Source organism: Streptomyces sp. Edi2, from assembly GCF_040253635.1.
In the GTDB taxonomy this organism is placed as follows: domain Bacteria; phylum Actinomycetota; class Actinomycetes; order Streptomycetales; family Streptomycetaceae; genus Streptomyces.
Window position 1 is genome coordinate 318,575 of sequence record NZ_JBEJGX010000003.1, and the last position, 18,347, is coordinate 336,921.

15 protein-coding genes are annotated in these 18,347 nt (G+C 70.2%); 7 read left to right on the forward strand and 8 right to left on the reverse strand.

Translation table 11 applies throughout. The features are described 5' to 3' along the window. Positions 1-77 precede the first annotated feature (77 nt). Positions 78-248 carry a hypothetical protein gene (locus ABR737_RS04885; protein WP_350248953.1) on the reverse strand — a complete coding sequence of 57 codons (171 nt, stop codon included), beginning with the start codon at positions 246-248 and terminating at the stop codon, positions 78-80. 380 nt (positions 249-628) lie between these two features. On the opposite strand from ABR737_RS04885, the gene ABR737_RS04890 reads away from it, so the two are divergent. The 4 genes from ABR737_RS04890 (at position 629) to ABR737_RS04905 (ending at position 6,343) form a co-directional block, all read left to right on the forward strand. Further along, complete coding sequence (locus ABR737_RS04890; RefSeq protein ID WP_350248954.1) at positions 629-1,042, forward strand: hypothetical protein; 414 nt, start codon at positions 629-631, stop codon at positions 1,040-1,042. 271 nt (positions 1,043-1,313) lie between these two features. Next, complete coding sequence (locus tag ABR737_RS04895; protein WP_350248955.1) at positions 1,314-3,794, forward strand: ATP-binding protein; 2,481 nt, start codon at positions 1,314-1,316, stop codon at positions 3,792-3,794. Between the two features lie 521 nt (positions 3,795-4,315). Continuing rightward, positions 4,316-5,074 (forward strand): dioxygenase family protein, encoded by a 759-nt coding sequence (locus ABR737_RS04900; protein ID WP_350248956.1) that lies wholly within the window; start codon positions 4,316-4,318, stop codon positions 5,072-5,074. 90 nt (positions 5,075-5,164) lie between these two features. Next, positions 5,165-6,343, forward strand: coding sequence for a hypothetical protein (locus ABR737_RS04905; protein ID WP_350248957.1), 1,179 nt, complete (start codon positions 5,165-5,167; stop codon positions 6,341-6,343). Between the two features lie 172 nt (positions 6,344-6,515). Here the strand turns inward: ABR737_RS04905 and hemC are convergent, their stop codons facing one another. Beyond that, positions 6,516-7,451 (reverse strand): hydroxymethylbilane synthase, encoded by a 936-nt coding sequence (hemC, locus tag ABR737_RS04910; RefSeq protein WP_350248958.1) that lies wholly within the window; start codon positions 7,449-7,451, stop codon positions 6,516-6,518. 121 nt (positions 7,452-7,572) lie between these two features. Here hemC and ABR737_RS04915 point away from each other — a divergent pair, with 121 nt between their 5' ends. Continuing rightward, the gene (locus ABR737_RS04915; protein ID WP_350248959.1) at positions 7,573-8,232 is read left to right on the forward strand and encodes a maleylpyruvate isomerase N-terminal domain-containing protein; all 660 of its coding nucleotides are present in this window, start codon (positions 7,573-7,575) and stop codon (positions 8,230-8,232) included. 246 nt (positions 8,233-8,478) lie between these two features. On the opposite strand, the gene proP is transcribed toward ABR737_RS04915, so the two are convergent. From proP to ABR737_RS04940, 5 genes are all read right to left on the reverse strand, one after another. Continuing rightward, on the reverse strand, positions 8,479-9,990 hold the full coding sequence (gene proP / locus ABR737_RS04920; protein ID WP_350248960.1) for a glycine betaine/L-proline transporter ProP: 1,512 nt from the start codon (positions 9,988-9,990) through the stop codon (positions 8,479-8,481). 483 nt (positions 9,991-10,473) lie between these two features. Further along, a complete protein-coding gene (locus ABR737_RS04925) occupies positions 10,474-11,172 on the reverse strand; it encodes a class F sortase (RefSeq protein ID WP_350248961.1) in 699 nt (232 codons plus the stop codon). 127 nt (positions 11,173-11,299) lie between these two features. Then, positions 11,300-12,229, reverse strand: a complete 930-nt coding sequence (locus tag ABR737_RS04930; RefSeq protein ID WP_350248962.1) for a hypothetical protein — start codon at positions 12,227-12,229, stop codon at positions 11,300-11,302. A 1,020-nt stretch (positions 12,230-13,249) separates the two neighbouring features. Further along, positions 13,250-13,978 (reverse strand): Mut7-C RNAse domain-containing protein, encoded by a 729-nt coding sequence (locus tag ABR737_RS04935; protein ID WP_350248963.1) that lies wholly within the window; start codon positions 13,976-13,978, stop codon positions 13,250-13,252. Positions 13,979-14,211: 233 nt separating this feature from the next. Continuing rightward, positions 14,212-14,973: a chitinase gene (locus tag ABR737_RS04940; protein ID WP_350248964.1), complete on the reverse strand. Its 762-nt coding sequence runs from the start codon at positions 14,971-14,973 to the stop codon at positions 14,212-14,214. Positions 14,974-15,473: 500 nt separating this feature from the next. Here ABR737_RS04940 and ABR737_RS04945 point away from each other — a divergent pair, with 500 nt between their 5' ends. Continuing rightward, positions 15,474-16,172, forward strand: coding sequence for an aspartate/glutamate racemase family protein (locus ABR737_RS04945; protein ID WP_350248965.1), 699 nt, complete (start codon positions 15,474-15,476; stop codon positions 16,170-16,172). Positions 16,173-16,802: 630 nt separating this feature from the next. On the opposite strand, the gene ABR737_RS04950 is transcribed toward ABR737_RS04945, so the two are convergent. Continuing rightward, the gene (locus ABR737_RS04950) at positions 16,803-17,339 is read right to left on the reverse strand and encodes a helix-turn-helix domain-containing protein (protein ID WP_350248966.1); all 537 of its coding nucleotides are present in this window, start codon (positions 17,337-17,339) and stop codon (positions 16,803-16,805) included. Positions 17,340-17,403: 64 nt separating this feature from the next. Between ABR737_RS04950 and ABR737_RS04955 the strand changes: the two genes are divergently transcribed. Beyond that, on the forward strand, positions 17,404-18,294 hold the full coding sequence (locus ABR737_RS04955; RefSeq protein ID WP_350248967.1) for an alpha/beta fold hydrolase: 891 nt from the start codon (positions 17,404-17,406) through the stop codon (positions 18,292-18,294). Positions 18,295-18,347: the final 53 nt, after the last annotated feature.

Consider the following 18,347-nt stretch of genomic DNA (forward strand, 5'->3'; position numbering starts at 1 on the left):
GACGTTCAGACAGGGCATCGCCAGGCCAACGCCGCTCGGCTCACGTCATCGGACGAGGGCCGTCAGCAAGGCCCTCCTCACGGGCGGCGGCGCAGGTCGCTCCAGTCCAGTGCCTGGGACGCCGTCTGCTGGGAACGCTCGGCGGCCTCGCGGGCTTCGGCGAGGATGTCTCCGTGCTCCTCGACGAGCTCTTCGTAGATGGGTGTAGGGCTGGAGGTGTGCGTGGAAGTGTGCGTGGAGATGGTCATGTCGGTGTCCCGTTCCCTTGAGATTCTGTGACTGCGGCTTGATGGCTTCTCGCCGCCCTGGGAAGTAGGGAGCACCACAGTTGCATAGTCGGTGCACAAAGGGAGGTTTTCCCCACTCGTCCGCCGCTCCCCCGCGCGGGCGCTGGACATCGTGTCATGAGCGCGGCGAGCACGCAAAGATCATCCCAGAGCCCGAGACCCTGGGCGGTTCGCTCCCCCAACCGCAGGTGAGGGGACACTTCTCGTCAAGGACCGACGCCCGCCCGGCCCGCCGGTGTGCGTCACCTCACGCGCTCCGCCCCTGGCGAGCGCGTCGGCAGCAGCCGGTCATCGTCGTCGCTCTCGGCACACATCAGCTCGGCACAGTGGGAGGAGACCTTGTGAGCAAGGCGCTGTACGTAAGGTTTCAGGGGACCAGGCGCAATTCGAGAGGTCGCTACCCCGGCGTGTTCGGCCTCGCCAACGGCCTTGCGCGGGAGGGCAAGTTGAGCGACGAGCAGTACCGCTTCTGGCGCGCCGGCAATGACTGGTACGACGCCCACTTCACCAACCCCTCGGACATCGACCCCACCGTCTACGATCGGGACCTCAACCCCGGGGCGGTGGCCTGGTTCAAGGCCCATGCCGCGCATCTCATCGACCGGGTGGACGGATATCTGGAGCTCCTGGCCGCCCATCACGTGCCCTGCGAGCGGATCGAGTCCACGGACCCCGGAAGGATCATTTACGAGGACGACGAGCAGGTCGTTGCCGTGCCGTGGCAAGCGGCAGAGCCAGGGGTGGCGATGCCTTGACCGGGGACGGCTCCCAGGGCAACGCTGGTGCGGCTGAGGGATGTTGGGCAGGATGCCTGGTGTGACGACGTCGCGGGGTTGTGAAGCATGTGGTGCGCCGCTCCCGACGCCTTCCCGGGCGGCGGGCGGCAGCACGACCGCGGGCGGCCGGCCCGCGCGCTACTGCTCCCGTGCCTGTCGGCAACGCGCGTTCCGCCGGCGCGCGGAGCGTCGTACCCCATCCCGGGCGGAGCTTTCGGGGCACGGACTGCCGACGGCGCTCGATGCGTTCGTGGGTCGTGAGCGAGAGCTGTCGCGGTTACGTACGCTGCTGAGATCCGCGCGCCTCCTGACGCTGACGGGCCCGGGCGGAGTGGGCAAGACACGTCTGGCATTGGAGCTGGCGGGCGGTGTCCGGGGCGCCCGCGCGGGCCGGGCCCACTGGGTGGCGCTCGACTCGCTGGAGGACGGCACGCTGCTGCCGCAGGCGCTCGCCGCGGTCCTCGGGGTGCGCGAGCGCGGCGGCCGGGCCGGCGTCGAGGCAGTGATCCATGCGCTGGGCACCCGCACGGCGCTGATCGTGCTGGACAATTGCGAGCATCTGGCGGATGCCTGCGCCGGGCTGGCCGAGACGCTGCTCGTCCGTTGCCCCCGGCTGCGGATTATCGCCACCAGTCGGGAGACACTGCGAGTCCCCGGCGAGGTCGTCTTCCGTGTCGGCGAATTGTCGCTCTCGCCACCGGACGGGGACCACGACTTTGCCGAGCCACTGCGGTCGGAGGCAGTCAGGCTGTTCCTGGAACGCGCCCGGACGAGCGATGCGGAGTTCAGGCTCGGGCCCGGTGAGGCCCGTACGGTGGCCGAGATCTGCCGATGGCTGGACGGGCTGCCGCTGGCCATCGAACTGGCGGCGGGCAGGGCGGGATCGCTCTCCCTGCCGGGCATTCTGCACGGCCTCGACGATCAGCTGTCCCTGCTGACCGACGGCAGGAGGACCGGGCCGGAGCGGCATCGCGAGTTGGGGGCGGCGATCGACTGGAGCCACCGCCTGCTGGATCCGCTGGAAAGAGTGGTCTTCCGGCGGCTGTCGGTGCTCGGGGGCGGCTTCGACGCGCAGGGAGCCGCCGCGGTCTGCGCCGAGGGAGAGGGTGGCGGTCGGAGCGGCAGCGTACCGCGCACGGAAACGATCGGTCGTCGCGACCCGCACCGCCTCGTGCGCCGGGAGCAGGTGTTGCGCGTGATCTGCGCGCTGGAGGCCAAGTCTCTGGTCGTGAGGGTACGCGGGGATGAGCCACGGGGCACGGCGAGGTTCCGGCAGCTGAGTGCCATCCGGGCCTACGGAATGGAACGGCTCGCGGAAGCCGGGGAGCTGCAGGACACGTGGGACCGGGCGCTCGACTGGCTGGTGGAGCGGGCCGCGGGAGCCGTCGCGCCGGAGACGTTCCCCGACACCGCCGAGGGGCCCCTCGCCCAGGAGCAGGGGAACCTCACGGCGGCCGTCGCCCACGCCGCCTCCCGCTCCGACCGCCGGTACCTCCCCCTTGCGGTCGCGCTGGCTCGTTTGCTGTACCAACAGGAGCAGCTGACGGCCGCGCGCACGCTGCTGTCGGAGGTCTTGGAGCGGGCGCCCGACCACGAGGACCGCGGAGCGGCGTTGGCGCTGGCCGCGCGGTCGGCATGTCTGCAGGACGACCATGCCGCGGCCCTCACCTTCGCTCATGAGGCCGTCGCCGCCGGGCGGAGCGGACGGCATCCCGCCGAGCGGAGCGGGCGGCATCCCGCCGAGCGGAGCGGGCGGCATCCCGCCGGGCTGGCCAATGCCCTGGACGCGCTGGCGGCCGCCCGGCTGTGCCGGGGCGAGTTCTCCGAGGCCGTCGCCGTTTTCGCCGAGTGTCTCGATGTGGTCCAGATGCTCGGCCGTCCACTGGACCTCGCGCTCTGCCGGCACCATCTGGCGTGGGCGCTGCTCCACACGGGCGGGGCCGTACAGGCCGAGCAACTGATGCAGCAGTGTCTTCCCGAGCTGGAAGCACGGGCACCGCAGGGTCAGTTGACCGCCGCTCTGCACACCGCAGGAGCGATCCGGCTGGCGCAGGGCGACGTGGACGCCGCCGAGCGGAAGTTCGCCGAAGTGCTGCTCAAGACGCCGCCCGGCGAGAGCTACCACGCGCTCTACCCGTTGGAAGGGCTGGCCATCGTGTCGGCCGAGCGGGGGGACCTGGAGCGCTCGCTGCGGCTGTACGCGGCGGCCGCCGCGATACGGCGGCGCATCGACACCGAGCCGGAGGCGCACTGGTGGGAGCGGGTGGAGGCGGCGGTGGCGCGGGCCAAGGACGGGATTCCTCCCTCCGGGGTCAAGGCAGCGATGGCAGCGGGTCGCCGGCTCCGGGGAGCGCGGTTGGTCGCGTATGCGCTGCACGGCACGCCGCTTCGTTCCACGGGAGGCGACAGTGAACACGTCCGTTCCAAAGGACGCGACGGTGCGGAGGTCCGTTCCGCAGGAGGCGACAGTGACCAGGAAGTGAGGTCCGGCCGAGTCGGCATGGCCGCGCAGCCCCCGCTGACCGGACGTGAGTCGGCGGTCGCCGAGCTGGTCTCCGAAGGACTGACCAACCAGCAGATCGCCTCGCATCTGGGCCTCTCCAAGAGCACCGTGGCCAGCCATCTGGACCGGGTCCGGGACAAGTGGGGGGTCAGATCCCGTACGCAGATCGCCGTCCGGGCCGCGGGACGGGCAGCGGGACGGGCAGCGGGCGCCGAGCCCGGTCACTGAACCCAGGCGGCCACACCGATCGCGGGCGGGCGGTCCAGGCCGGTCCCCTTCCCGGTCCCGGTCCCGGTCCCAGCCCTGGTCCAAGCGCCAGCCCCAGCCCCGGTCCCGGCCCCGGTCCGAGCGTCCCCTCCCCCTCCCACTCCCACTCCCACTCCCGCACACCAGTGGTTTCGTCACGCGCACAACTCGCCGGTCATCCGACCGATGCGGAGGCCGACACGACATCGGAGGCTGAGCGGAAGAGAGCGCACCCGAAGGGGCGGCCGGCCATCCCGACCCCGCCCCCGCCGGCCAACCCGCAAAGGGCCATCCCCCGGACCCGCACCACAGGCACCGGGACGACGGTCACAGGGACAAGGGCAGGACGAGCCTCACAGGAATGGCCGTCGCCATGACACCACCGACGACCGCCACAGTCAGCCGTTCGTCACATCGCCACCGCTGACCCGGCCATCCGGACGCCCGGCCGTCCGTCCCCCTCGGGTGCCCCGTCCATGAGTTCCTTCCGGCAAGGAGATGCGATGCGGTACGCCGACGATATGAGCCAGGGGGCTGCAACCGGCCCGGTGCCCCCGACGCGGGAAGACGGCGAGCAGGGAAGGTCCAGGAGGTCCTTCATCAAGTCCACTTCCGCAGGCGTGACCTCCGTGGCCCTCGGGGTGGGCGTGGCGGCCTCGGCCGGCCCCACTGCCGAGGCCACGGAGCCGCGCCGGCCGGCGACGGCACGGCGAGCGGCGGTCCCGCTCGCCGTCACCCCGGCCTGCTCGGGCCACGAGACTCCGGCGTCCATCGAAGGCCCGTTGTTCAAGCCCAACTCTCCCGCACGGGGCGATCTGATCACACCGGGCATCCGCGGGGTACGGCTCGACCTCAGCGGAGTCGTGTACGACACCGCCTGCAAGCCGCTGCCCGACACGCTCATCGAGTTCTGGCAGTGCGACCAGAACGGCGACTACGACACCTCCGGGTTCTCGCTCCGCGGGCACCAGTACACGGACAGCCGAGGTGCCTACCTGCTCCGGACGATCATCCCCCGGGATTACTGGGGCCGTTGGGGCCAACGGGCACCGCACATCCACACCCGGGTGCAGGCGTCCGGCGGCCCCGTCCTCGTCACCCAGCTGTACTTCCCCGACGACACCCAGGCGTACGGCAGGGACTTCGCCGCCCTCAACGCCGCCGACCGGCTGCTCAACCGCGCCTGCACCATCGGTCTCAGTGGTCCGGCGGACGGCCGCTACACCGGCACCTTCGACTTCGTGATCACCACCAAGGTCTAAGGGGTGTCCCCCCGGCAAGCAGATGGGCGCACGCCCGTCGGCCAACCGCCCGTGCTCAGACCTGTTCCCCCACCTGACAAGGAAGTCCGCATGCCCTCGAGTAACCCCCTGCCCAAGCGGCGTCCCGGCCGGGCAGCGCTGTCGGCGGCGTTTGCCGCCACCGTGGTCACCGGGGCACTGGCCCTGACCGGCCTGAACGGTGAACCCGCGGCATCCGCAGCCTCTGCGGCAGCCACCGTTCCCGCCCCGCCCTCCCTCTCTTCCGCCTCCCGCGCGGACCGGTGGCAGGCGACACCGGTGCCCGTCAAGAAGGGCGATCTGACCGCCATAGCGGCGCTGAGTGACAAAGAGGCCTGGGCAGTGGGCAATCGGCTGAAGAGTGCCACCGCTCTGGAAGCCGTCGCGCTGCGCTGGGACGGGACGTCCTGGACCCAGGAATCCACACTGCCGGAGAACAGCTTTCCGCAGGCCCTCGCCGTCCGGTCGGCCGCCGACATCTGGACGGTGGGCAGCGCGTCGGTGCACTGGGACGGCACCAAGTGGACCACGTACCAGCTGGACCGCGATCCGGGCGGCCGGGTCGTCCCCGACGCCGTGACGACGACATCCGACGGGAAGGCCTGGACCGTGGGCCGGGCGATGGACCGGTCGGTCAAGGACGGAGTCCCGGCCATCCAGTCGTGGGACGGCAAGAGCTGGCACCGGCAGACCCTGCCCGATGTCGGCAAGGGCGAGCTCACCAGCGTAACGGCCGTCGCTCCGGACGACATCTGGGCGGCCGGCGCCGCGTACGCTCCCGATGCCACGTCACGGCAGACGGCGCTGCTGCTGCACTGGAACGGCAGCAGTTGGAAGCGCGTCACCGCGCCGGGCCCTCAGGGCTCCCATCACTGGCTCGGCGGCATCACCGCGTTCGGCGCCGATGACATCTGGGCCGTGGGCGGCAGCACTTCCGGCAGTACCGAACGTCCCCTGGCCGTGCACTGGAACGGCACCGCCTGGACGCAGGCAAAGACGCCGAACGTGGCGGACGGCCGGCTGCGGGCCGTCGGCAAGGCGGGCAACGGCGACCTGTGGGCCGTCGGAGGCAAGGGCGCCGCGCCCGTGGCTCTGCGGTGGAACCGAGAGGCCGGTCGCTGGGACGCTGCTTCGGCTCCGGGCATCGTCGTACGGAGCTTCACCACGGTGCCCAGGAGCGCCGACCTCTGGGCGGCCGGTATCGCCGGACAAGGAGACCTCGTGCCGGCGATCACCCGACTGAGGGGCTGAGCCGACGATCACCCGACCGAGGAGCTGAGCCGGCGATCACTGGGCCGACGGGCTGAGCCGACGGTCACCGTGGGGGTGGACAGGGCGCCTGTCGTCCGTCCACTCCTCCGGCAGTGGGTGGCACAGGCCCGCCGTCGGCCGACGAACACCGGCTCCCCCCCGGGACCGGACTTCAGTGCGCGATGCCGTCGATCAGCTCGCGGGCGCCCTGACGCAGCAGCGCGACGGCCACGGACGTGCCGAGCGTCTCCGGGGTGAGCGGGCCGGCCCATTCGTGCGCATGGAGGACCGTCTTGCCGTCCGGGGTGAACACACAGGCACGCAGCGACAGTTCGCCGCGCCGGTCGGTCTTGGCGTAGCCGGCGATCGGGCTGTTGCAGTGGCCCTGCAGCACGTGCAGCAGCATGCGTTCGGCGGTGGTCTCCTGGAAGGTCCGGGGGTGGCCCAGACCGCTGACGGCATCGATGGTGTCGGTATCGTCCTCGCGGCACTGCAGCGCCAGCACGCCCGCGCCGATGGGCGGGCACATCTCGTCCACCGACAGGATCTGGGTGATCACGTCCGTACGGCCGATGCGCTCGAGACCGGAGACGGCCAGCAGCAGTGCGTCCGCGTCACCGGCCGCCAGCTTCTCCATCCGGCGGTTGGCGTTGCCGCGCATCGGCACACACTGCAGGTGCGGGTGGGAGGCGGCGAGCTGGGCGATCCGGCGGACCGAGGAGGTACCGATGCGGGTGCCGTCGGGGAGTTCGTCGAGGGTGAGCCCACCGGGGTGAATCAGTGCGTCGCGGACGTCATCGCGTTCGAGGAAGGCGGCGAAAGTGGTGCCGGCCGGCAGCGGGCGGTCCCCCGGGATGTCCTTGACGCAGTGCACCGCGAGGTCCGCCTCACCGGCCAGGAGGGCGGCGTCGACCTCCTTGGTGAACGCTCCCTTGCCCTCGACCTGGGACAGGGCACCCATCCAGCGGTCGCCGGTCGTCTTGACCGGGATGACCTCGGTGGCGATGCCGGGATGGAGGGCGGCGAGTTCGGCGCGGACGCGCTCCACCTGTGCCAGGGCCATCGGCGAGTCGCGGGAGACGATACGGATCAGTTCAGGGGCGGACATGCGCCCACGATAGTCCGTCAGATGCGCGGGGCCCGCCACCAACGGGCCCGGCCCGCCCGCACTTCCGCACCCGCACGGTACGGTCCCCGCGCCGTACGGCCCCGCGCGGTACGGTCCCCGCATGACCCGATCGACCGAAGCCGACATCCTGCCGTCCTCAGCCGTCGCCGCGGATGATCTCGACCGCGCCGTCCAGCTCGCGGTGGCCGTGCTGCGCGAGGCGCCCCCAGCCGCGTGGGACGGCAAGGCGGGCTCGCTGGAGTGGGACTGCTGGGAGACCGTCGAACACCTCAGCGACGATCTGTTCGCCTACGCCGTTCAACTGGGGCCCCGGAGGCCGCCGTTGGAGGGCCCGGTGCCTTTCGTGTGGGAGAGCCGGCGGCCGGGCGGTCCCTCGAACGCCGTGCACGCCGACCGTGCGGCGGGTCCTGTCGGGCTGCTGCAGGTGCTGGAGGCGAGCGGCGCCCTACTGGTGGCCATGGTGCGTACGACGCCGCCGCGGGTGCGTGCCCACCATGTGTTCGGGGTGTCGGACCCGGAGGGCTTCGCCGCGATGGGCACCGTGGAGACGCTGGTGCACACCCACGACCTGGCACAAGGGCTCCAGCTCGTCTGGAACCCGCCCGCCGACGTCTGCGCGCGGGTGCTCGCCCGGCTGTTTCCGGATGTCCCGGAGGCCGCCGATCCCTGGCGCACCCTGTTGTGGGCCACCGGGCGCGCCGAACTGCCGGGGTACCCTCGCCGCACCGCCTGGCGCTGGTACGGCAGCGTTCGGGGATGACTTCCCGCTGAGGGCACGGCGCCCGGGCCGAAGGCACGACCCCGGACTGAGGGCACGGCGTTCGTACGGGGCTCGGGCCGAGGGCACGGCGCCCGGGCTGAAGGCACGGCGCCCGGGCTGAAGGCACGGCGCCCGGGCTGAAGGCACGGCGCCCGGGCTGAAGGCACGGCGCCCGGGCGATTGCGCCGGCCGGATGAACAACGGGCGCCTCACGCCGCTGCGTGCCTTCGGCCCGTCGTCCCCTTGTCAGTGCCGTGCCCAGGGGTGCCGCAGACGGAGCCAGAGGTCCCTGGCCCGTCGCCCCGCTTCGGTACGGCTCTTGGCCACCAGCTCCTGGGCCTGCTCCTCGCTCTCCACCATCGGGCCGGAGCCACGCAGCGGCTTGCCGGCCGTCTCGTGGAGGAAGAAGGTGGCGATGAGGCCGATGACGCCGGCCACCATGAGGTAGTAGGCGGGGACCAGGTCGTTGCCGGTCGCCTGGACCAGCGCGGAGGCAATGAGCGGTGTGGTGCCGCCGAACAGCGAGACCGAGATGTTGAAGGCGATCGACAGCGCGCCGTAGCGCAGCCGGGTCGGGAACAGTGCGGGCAGCGTCGATGCGGACGTACCGGCGAAGCACACCAGCAGGAGGCCCAGGATCAGGCATCCGAAGGCCGGCAGCAGGATGCCGCCGGCGCGGATGAGCAGCACCGCGGGCACGGCAAGGACGATCATGGCGGCGCTGCCCGCCATGAAGACGGGACGGCGGCCCCACCGGTCGGAGGTGCGGCCCACGGTGGTGATGGTGAGCACCACGACGATCATGGTGCCGAGGACGAGCAGCTGGGCGGTGAGGGCTTTCTGACCGAGGGTCTCGGTCATGAACGTCGGCAGGTACGAGGTCACCATGTAGTTGGTGACGTTGTAGAGCAGCACCAGGCCCATGCAGATCAGCACGGCCTCCCAGTACCGGGTGAAGATCTCCTTCAGCCGTCCCTTGCCGGACTGGCGGGCCTCCTCCACCGGGTCCTCGCCGCCCGCGGCCACGGCCGCCTCCGCATCGTGGTGTGCCTGTTCGGCCTCGCGCTGGAAGGCGGGTGTCTCCTCCAGCCTCAGCCGCATGTACAGGCCGATGAGCCCCAGCGGCCCGGCGACGAGGAACGGCAGGCGCCAGCCCCAGTCCACCAAGCCGTCGTCGCCGAGCACAGCCGTGAGCAGGGTCACCAGTCCGGAACCGAGCGCATACCCGACGAAGGTGCCGAAGTCGAGCCAGCTGCCGAGGAATCCGCGGCGGGTGTCCGGTGCGTATTCGGCGATGTAGGTGGTGGCTCCCGCGTACTCCCCGCCGGTGGAGAACCCCTGGACCAGACGGCAGATCAGCAGCAGAATCGGCGCGGCGAAGCCGACGGTGTGATAGGCGGGCAGAAATCCGACGGCGAAGGTACTGACCGCCATCATGATCATGGTGGCGGCGAGCACGCGTTTACGGCCGATACGGTCGCCGAGCGGACCGAATACCAAGCCACCGAGCGGCCGGACGAGAAATGCCGCGGCAAAGGTGGCAAAGGTCGATACGACCTGGGCACCGGGGGAACTCGACGGGAAGAACACCTTGCCCAAGGTGCCGGCCAGATAGGCGTAGACCCCGAAGTCGAACCACTCCATGGTGTTGCCCAGTGCCGCTGCCGACACCGCCTTGCGTACGGCGGGCCTGTCGGTGACCGTCACATCCTCGGCGCTCAGCGGCTGTTTGCGGCGGCGCAGCAGAATGCGGAGCATGCGGTCGGTGGCGGGAGTTCCCCCACGGGCCGGCTTCCGGCCCCTTCCCGGTTTCGACGGTCCTTGGCGTCCAGCGCTCATGTCATCCCGTCAACAGGGCGGAATCGGTTTCCTCATGATTTGCCCATCGGCCCAGCATGGGCCGGCTCACCCGTGATTTCTTCGACGGTTCATTATTCCCCGGCCGATCCGTATCGGGAGAAGGCCGGGCGCCGCGTGTCGCACGAGCTGACGGGTGTCGGGGTCATGGGCCCGGCGAACCGGACAGGCGGCGGGCCGAAAGTTACGCGCCCGCAGCGCCCCGGCCGTGGCAAAGCCCAGGCCGACCAGAGGGTCGGCCTGGGCTGGTTCCGGGGCGCCTGGGGCATCTCCGGGAGGGGAGGAGAGGCCACCGGGAGAAAACTCCTGGTGGAGCCTCCTGGTGGCCCTCGTGCAAGAGGTCTCCTGGGAGCGGGCTCCCGGGCGGCCCCGAACCGGAAGGGCTCAGACGTGTCGGTACGAGGCGAGGTGGGCGAACACCACGATGTTGTCGACGTAGTCCTTGACCTTCCGGTCGTATGCACCACCGCAGGTGATCACCCGGAGTTGCGCGGTGGGGGCATCGCCGTAGACCCGGTCGCTGGGGAACCTCGCCTTGTTGAAGGTCTCGACACTGTCGACCCTGAAGGTCGCGATCATGCCGTCCTCGCGGGTGATGTTGATCGAGTTGCCGGGCTTGAGCGCTTCGAGTTGCAGGAACACCGCCGGTCCGATCTTGGTGTCCACGTGACCGGCGATGATCGCCGAGCCGCGCTCACCCGGCGCCGCGCCGTCCTTGTACCAGCCGACGATGTTCTTGTTCATCGCGGGCGGGGCGTTGAGCTGTCCGGTCGGGCCGATGGTCAGCTGGGTGAAGGGCGCGTCCACGCCGATCTGCGGGATCGTCACCCGCTTCGGGGCGGAACGGGGCAGGGCCAGATCAGGGACTGCCGCGGCGGTTGAAGGACTCGGGGTGGCGGAGGACGCCACGGCCGGCTGGGACTGCGGTCTGGGGTCTGCCGAGGTGTCCACGGAGTTGTAGACGAGGAGAGAGCCCAGCAGAAACGCTCCCGCGGACCACAGCAGGCCGCGGCCGACGGGGCGGGACGCGGTGGAGGTCCGGGAGGGGTTCGAATTCGGCTGGGGCGACTGCTGGGCGGTCATGTGCAGGTGCCTTTCATGAACGGGCCGGCGGCGCGACATGAGGGCCACCGGTGATGCCATCGCCGCGGCCACCGTTCGCAGGGAACGGTGGCCGCGAGCACAGCGGCCCCCGTATGGGGCAGCCGGATCAGGCCGCCGCAGCGCCCGAGGAGTTGCGACGACGCAGCATGTAGGCACCAGCACCGAGACCACCGAGCATCAGCACGGAGCCGGCAGCCATACCGCCACCGGTCGCCAGGCCGCCACCGCCGGTGTGGATGCCACCGGTCGGCCTGCGGCGCTCGCCACCGCCGCCGTAGCCACCACCGTCGTGGTCACGGTCGCCGTAGCCACCCTTGTCGCGGCCGCCGTAGCCACCCTTGTCGTGGTCGCCGTAGCCGCCCTTGTCGCGGTCACGGTCTCCGCCGCGGCCGTGGTCGCGGTCGCCACCGCGGCCGTGGTCGCGGTCGCCACCGCGGCCGCCCTTGTCGTGGTCGTCGCCGTAGCCGCTGGTCTGGTCCCAGTCGCCCAGCACGGTCTTGGCCGCCATGGCGCCGCCGCCGGTGTGGACACCACCGCTCGGCCTGCGGTCGTTGCCGCAGTTGTCGCCGCCGTAGCCGCCGCGGCCGTGGTCACCACCGCCGTAGCCGCCACGGCCGTGGTCGCGGTCGCCGTAACCGCCACGGCCGTTGTCACGCCCGTTGTCGCGGCCGTTGTCGCGGCCGTTGTCGCGGCCGTTGCCACCCCGGCCGTTGTCACGGTCGCCGAAGCCACCGCGGCCGTTGTCGCGGCAGTTGTCACGGCCCCAGCCGCCGCGGCCGTGGTCACGGTCGCCGTAGCCGCCGCGGCCGTGGTCGCGGTCACCGCCGCGGCCGTGGTCGCGGTCGCCGCCACGGCCGTGGTCACGGTCTCCGCCGCGGCCGTGGTCGTCGCCGTTCCTGTCGTGGTCGTTGTTGCTGACGGAAGAGGTACTGTCCGAGGCAATGTCCGCCGTGATCATTGCGTTCGCAGCGGGGGCGGAGATTGCGAGCACCGCCGTAACGGCGGCTGAGGCGAACAGGGTGCGAGCAGTGCGCATGGGGACATGTTCCTTTCGGCGCGACTGCGAAGGCTGACTCTTTGCCGGCTCATCGGATCGCAGTGGCGACGTGATCACCGTCAGCCGGATCGCGGCCTCGCACCACCGGAGAATGTCGCATTCGAGGGACACCATGGGCTCTTCGGGTGGCCGGAGGCAGCGGATTCACCCGTTGGATGGCGCGCGTCGTCGGCGTGTCGCGTAACGAGTGGGCTAGAGGCACTTTTGCGGCCCTCCAGGGCGCCGCAATTCAGCCGCGAACAGGCGCGTCGAGCGGGGCTTCGCCGCGACACGCCGACGGCTGCGATGCCCGCGGCGACGCCCGCCGTGAGCCTGTGGTGACGCCATGGCGAGCCCGTGATGGCGCCCATGGCGAGCCCCCGTGGTGACGCCCCGGCACGATGGCGTGGGACGAGAGGTTTTCGGGAGCGAGCTCCACTCACTCGATGCGGCCCACGGCTGCTGGGCCGTGCGCCTTGCGGTCGGCAGCAGCCGTTCCGGGATGCGGTCGCTCAGGCATTCGCTTATGCGGTCGATTGTGTAGTCGCTCACGCAGACGGTCATGCAGTCGCTCACGCGGTCGGTTAAGCGTCGCTGCGTACGCCGTGAAGAACCGGCCGCCGGCCGGCCCGCGGGGAGGGCGGAGAAACACTCAACTCCCAGCAGGAAAAGCCCGTTCCTCCGTCGACGGTACCGATGGAGGCCGATCCGGAAGCGGCGGCCACTGCTCGCTGCTTGTGCCTGCCGGAATGCTGATCGGTACCGTAACCGTCAGTGCTCTCCCTCCCCTTGCCCCAGGGGCAGTTGTCGCACAAGGGCCTCGCCACCCACGCGAACCGTCACCCGCGGGGCGCTTCAAAGACGCTCACCCGATATGAGGGATTCGTACGTCCGACGGGCCGAGCCGGCAGGCGGTCCCCTGCGTCCCATGACAGATCGAGGGCACCATTTCCGTCGCTCCCCCTCACCGCGCCTGGCCTCGCCTACCGTGCCCCCAGGCCGTCACCTCAGGCCGTCACCTCAGGCCGTGCTGTCCCGGAGCGCCTTTTCCACGATCGCCTCCAGTCGCGCATGATGTGCCCCACGCCAATAGACGCGCCCGCAGGCAGTGCATTGCGCGAAGACGTCATACGTACGCTGGGTGCCGTGCTCCAGGTGCTCCCGGACCGAGTTCTTGTCAGCGTCCGCCAGTCGGCCGTTACAGGCGGTGCAGCGCGTCCACGGGGCGAGCGTGGGGGCGAAACGACCCAGTACGTCGCGGAGTTGGTCATCGGGCCGGTCACTGTAGACAAACGCGCCCGCCCAGATCTCCCGGCGTCGCAGCAATCCCCGGTCCCGGGAGAGCAGTACCCGCCGCTCCTTCGCCGAGAGCGCGGCCAGCGCCGCGTCACCAGGATCCTCGTTCGTGTACGCCGCGTCGACGCCGAGCAGCCGCAACCTGCGCGCCAGAGTGCCGAGGTGCACATCGAGCAGGAACCTCAGGGGCGCGCCGGCGATCCGCTGCGGGCGTTCGACGGCGTACACCTCGATGTTCTCGCCTGCCCCCGGCACATGGGAGACGGCAACCCCGACCCCGTCCACGACGAGTCGCCCGACCTCGGTGAGCGGGACGCCCAGCGACTCGACGACATGGCCGAGCGTCGATGAGCCATCGGTCACCACCGGCACGGGGGCAGTGGTGGTGTGCACCGATGCGACGAAAAGGTGCAGCTCAGGGGCGAAGCTCAGATGAATCTCGGGTCCGTTCACGCCGGACAGCATGCCATCGGGCAGGCCTGGCCAGCCAGCGGATTCCTGCCGGTCAAAGGAGGGACAACCATGCCTCTGGTCCGCCCCGCCATGCCGCAGTGTCGAGCCACCGGCCGGGCGCTGAGCCGCACGCGACCGCGCACCGTCCACCCCGCGGGCCGGCCGGGCCAATGTGTGGACACCGCGGCACTGGTGGTGGCCGGCGAGCTTTTCCGGCCGGGCCGGAGTCCTCCTCAGCAGCTCAAATTGTCGCCAGGTGTCGTCCCCAGGATCTGCACAAAGCTCTGGTAGCTGTTGATCCGGCTCTGCACCTGGCCGGGGTTGCCGCCGTTGCACTCAAGAGCACCGTTGATGCTGCGGATGGTTTCACCGAAACCGGCCCCGCTGACCATGGCCTGGTGCGGGGTCATGGTGCCCGGCCCGGTCTGTGTGTTCCAGTACCAAAGCGCGGTCTTCCAGGCGACGGCGGCGTCCTGCTCCACCAGATAGGGGTTGTTCAGCAGGTCGATGCCGAGCGCATCGCCCGCCGCCTTGTAGTTGAAATTCCAGCTGAGCTGCATCGGACCGCGGCCGTAATACGCCGCCTGACCTGCTGGGCACCCGTACGGCTGACTGGCATCGCAGTAGTGGGGGTAGTTCCCGGTGTTCTGTTCCACCACGTAGACGAGGCCACCGGTCTCGTGACTCACGTTCGCGAGGAATGCCGCGGCCTCCTGCCGCTTCACCGTGTCGCTCCCGGTGTTCGCGAACTCCGGATATGCGCTGAGAGCCGCGGTCAGGCCGCTGTAGGTGTAGAAGGCATTCCGGTTCGGGAACATCTGGTTGAACTGCGCCTCGCTGACGACAAACCCCTCGTCCCGGGCATCAGAACCGCCCGGTACCGCCACACAGCCCTCACAGCCCACTGCGGCTGTCGCAGGCGCCGCCGGAACGACGACGGCCAGGCTCGCGGCGATAGCGGCGGCGCTCAGCAGCGCGGCAATACGTGATCTCATCACGGTGACTCCTTCGCGCGGCCGGACTCCGGACAGGAGGGGCCACGGCGTGTGGGGGGAAGACCTCATGGACGAAGTGCCTGTGCCTGTGCCTCACGAAGCGAACTACATCAGTTGCCGTGTGCGCCGTATCGCCTCAACCGCTGCCCTCGAAGTGCGAGCAAGACGACGACTTCAACTACACCTGGAACTGCGACCGTGACCACCAGAGCCGCGGTCTAGACCAACCCAGGTTATGGCGCACGCATTGAACATGTCCATACCAATGCACCGTCCATCGGCGCTCAGTACTGACACTCAGTGCTGACAGTCAGTACCGACGACTGCATGGCAACTCGCCCCACGGTTACGGCCGTTCCACGCTCCTGCGCGAACGGGCCGGGACAAGCCGGGCCAGACCAGGCCGGGCCGGGCCGGGCCAGACCGGACCATGCCCGCTACATAGCGTCGGACCAGGCGGTGGCGACGCAACAGCGCACGCCCTGTGCGAAAGTGGCCCGATGAAGACAATCGGGTTGCTCGGTGGCATGAGCTGGGAGTCCACGGCGGAGTACTACCGGCTGCTGAACCAGTTGACGCGCGAGCGGCTGGGCGGTCTGCACTCCTCGAAGTGCGTGCTCTACTCCGTGGACTTCGCGGAGATCGAACGGCTGCAGGCCGAAGGACGCTGGGAGCAGGCCGGAGAGATACTGGCCGAGGCCGCCAGGGCGCTGGAGTCGGCCGGCGCGGACATGCTGCTGCTCTGCACCAACACCATGCACAAGGTCGCCGACCAGGTATCCGCTGCCGTGACCGTCCCGCTGCTGCACCTCGCCGACACCACCGCGGACGCCGTACGCACCAGTGGCCTGCGCCGCGTCGGACTGCTGGGCACCGCTTTCACCATGGAGCAGGACTTCTACCGCGGCCGGCTCGAAAGCCACGGACTGGACGTGCTCGTCCCGGACTCCGCCGGGAGAGGCGCCGTCCATCGCGTGATCTACGAGGAGCTGTGCCTCGGCATCGTCCGCGAGGAATCCCGGAAGTCGTTCCAGGCCGTCATCAACCAACTCGTCGACGCCGGGGCCGAGGGCATCGTGCTGGGCTGCACCGAGATCGAGCTGCTCATCGAGCCGGAGCACAGCCCGGTTCCGCTCTTTCCGACCACCCGTCTGCACGCCGAAGCAGCCGTCACGCACGCCCTCGCCGACGCCCCGTAACAGGCCCTTGCCGGCGCCTTGTAGCCCGTACGGCCTAGCGCAGCAGCGCCGCGATGACCGCGGGCCCGAACAACGGCAACGCCCCGAAGTCAGCGAAGGGAAGCTTACGGACGATCAGGGTTGGGAAGTGTGCTGCCGCCAACTCCCCTATCGTCACAAATTATTGGGTCGCGACCGGGTTTGAACTCGCGGCAGGTAGGCTGACGTGGTGTCGCGTAGCGAGTTAGAACGATTGGCCAGAATCCGGATGCAGGTCACCGGTGAGACGCTCGAACGCGCCATGGCCGTACTCGAAGGCCAGACAGCTTTCTCCGCATTGCCCTCCGCGTCCGACGCCGAGCCCGATCCCGCCGAAAGCGTTGAGATCAGCGAGGCCGGCACGGACAGCGAAAGCGCTACGAGCAACGGGGACAGTGAGGCCCGCGTAGTGCCCGAGGTCCGACGGACGCCTCCCAAACGAAACCACCTGCGGGGCCTCTGAGCCGGCGAGCGGCCCCCCGACGCACCATGCCTTGGGCATGCGCCTGGCTCCTGCCCCGGACTCCTCAGCCCCTTGACTCCTCCACTCACCAGCCCCTCCCGGCTCCTTCGCTCCCCGGCCCCCCGGCTCCCGAAGCGGATCGTGCGCCATCAGGACGCCGGCGGCTCGGCGGGGAAGAGGATGGGGCTGAGGAGGTAGGGTGCGCGGCCCGGGATGGGCTCGTTGCCGAGGGAGGGCTGCAGGGCCTCGACCAGTTTCCCGAGGAGTCCGGTGAGTTCGTCCGGGCTGAGCCAGAGGGTGCCCTGGCGATAGGAGACCGAGTCGTCGGCCGGGTTCGCGCCGTCGCGGTCGAGGTAGGCGTTGAATTCGGCGATGAGGACGGCCATGGCGGCCGCGAAGCCGCGGCGGTGGTCGTCCAGGGACATGGCCGCGGCGGCGTCGCCGTCGATCGAGGGACGGTCCTTGCGCAGGCGGTACCGGCGCTCGACCGCGCCGCGCACGCGGTGCTCCCCGGCCACTTCGAGGAAGCCGGCCTCCGTCAGCAGGGCGACATGCCGGTAGACGGTCACCTTCGACACCCCGGGCATCCGGGCACACAGCTCACCCGTGGTGAGCTCACGCCCGCCGGACAGGGCGTGCACCACGCGCAGGCGAACCGGATGGAGAAGCAGATCGACGGTATCCACGCTCCTACTCTTTCACGAATGATACCGTTATCGAAATTGAAATCGTTAGCCGACGGGGGCGAAGATGAGGCAGACGACGGGGCGAGCGGTGTCCGTGAACGGGCGGTCGGTTCATGTGGAGGTGTCGGGCCGGGGCACCGACTGGGTCGTCTTCGAGGCCGGCTCGGGCCAGGGCCGGACCTGCTGGGATGCGGTAATGCCGCTACTGGCCGACCGGGCCCGACTGGTGGCCTACGACCGCGCCGGGTTCGGCCGCAGTGGCCGGAGGTCAGATCAGTTGTCGGTCGATGACATGGCCGCCGACCTGGTCACCCTGGTCGACGCGGTGATACCGCAGCCGGCCGGGGTCGTGCTCGTTGCGCACAGTATGGGCGGGCTGGTAGCGCGCCGCGCCGTGGAGAGCCTGGGCCCACGGCTTCGGGGACTGTTGCTGCTCGACCCGACACCGGAGCGTGCACCCGTCTACGACACGTTCGACCGGACCGCAGTAAAGATCGACCGCGCCATGGCCGTGACACAGGCACTGGTCCGGTTCCGCCCGCTGGCCCGCATGGTCAGCGGAAACGTCCGCCGCCTCTTCCCCGCGGACACCTACGAGACCATGCTCGCCGAGGATTTTGTCCCGGCCGGCATCGCGCAGACGAGGAGGGAGTTCAAGGCCGTAGCCGCGGCCATCCCCCAGTTCCGCGCCGAGCCGCCCGGCCGCCCGACCTGTCCGACGGTCCTGCTCTCGGCATCCCGCCCCGTGAAGGGCCGCGAAAAGCAGCATGCCGTCGTCGCCGAGCACCAGCGACGCTGGACCGAGACGCTGCCGGACGGGCACTTCGAAGAGGTCGACTCGGGGCACCTCATCCAGGCCGAGCAGCCGGCGATCGTCGCGGACCGGGTCACGCACCTCCTCGGCCCGTCACCGGAGCGCCGCACGCCGTCAGGCCGCCGCACCCCATCTGTCTGACGATTCCCCGCCCGCCCACGCAAAACACCGGGCGCTTCTACGAGCCGTCCCGT

Excerpts from the sequence above, each read along its gene's own strand:
- ABR737_RS04885 (WP_350248953.1), bottom strand. The coding sequence starts at position 248 with ATGACCATCTCCACGCACACTTCCACGCACACCTCCAGCCCTACACCC.
- ABR737_RS04900 (WP_350248956.1), top strand. The coding sequence starts at position 4,316 with ATGCGGTACGCCGACGATATGAGCCAGGGGGCTGCAACCGGCCCGGTG.
- ABR737_RS04905 (WP_350248957.1), top strand. The coding sequence starts at position 5,165 with ATGCCCTCGAGTAACCCCCTGCCCAAGCGGCGTCCCGGCCGGGCAGCG.
- hemC (WP_350248958.1), bottom strand. The coding sequence starts at position 7,451 with ATGTCCGCCCCTGAACTGATCCGTATCGTCTCCCGCGACTCGCCGATG.
- ABR737_RS04915 (WP_350248959.1), top strand. The coding sequence starts at position 7,573 with ATGACCCGATCGACCGAAGCCGACATCCTGCCGTCCTCAGCCGTCGCC.
- proP (WP_350248960.1), bottom strand. The coding sequence starts at position 9,990 with ATGCTCCGCATTCTGCTGCGCCGCCGCAAACAGCCGCTGAGCGCCGAG.
- ABR737_RS04925 (WP_350248961.1), bottom strand. The coding sequence starts at position 11,172 with ATGACCGCCCAGCAGTCGCCCCAGCCGAATTCGAACCCCTCCCGGACC.
- ABR737_RS04930 (WP_350248962.1), bottom strand. The coding sequence starts at position 12,229 with ATGCGCACTGCTCGCACCCTGTTCGCCTCAGCCGCCGTTACGGCGGTG.
- ABR737_RS04940 (WP_350248964.1), bottom strand. The coding sequence starts at position 14,973 with ATGAGATCACGTATTGCCGCGCTGCTGAGCGCCGCCGCTATCGCCGCG.
- ABR737_RS04945 (WP_350248965.1), top strand. The coding sequence starts at position 15,474 with ATGAAGACAATCGGGTTGCTCGGTGGCATGAGCTGGGAGTCCACGGCG.
- ABR737_RS04955 (WP_350248967.1), top strand. The coding sequence starts at position 17,404 with ATGAGGCAGACGACGGGGCGAGCGGTGTCCGTGAACGGGCGGTCGGTT.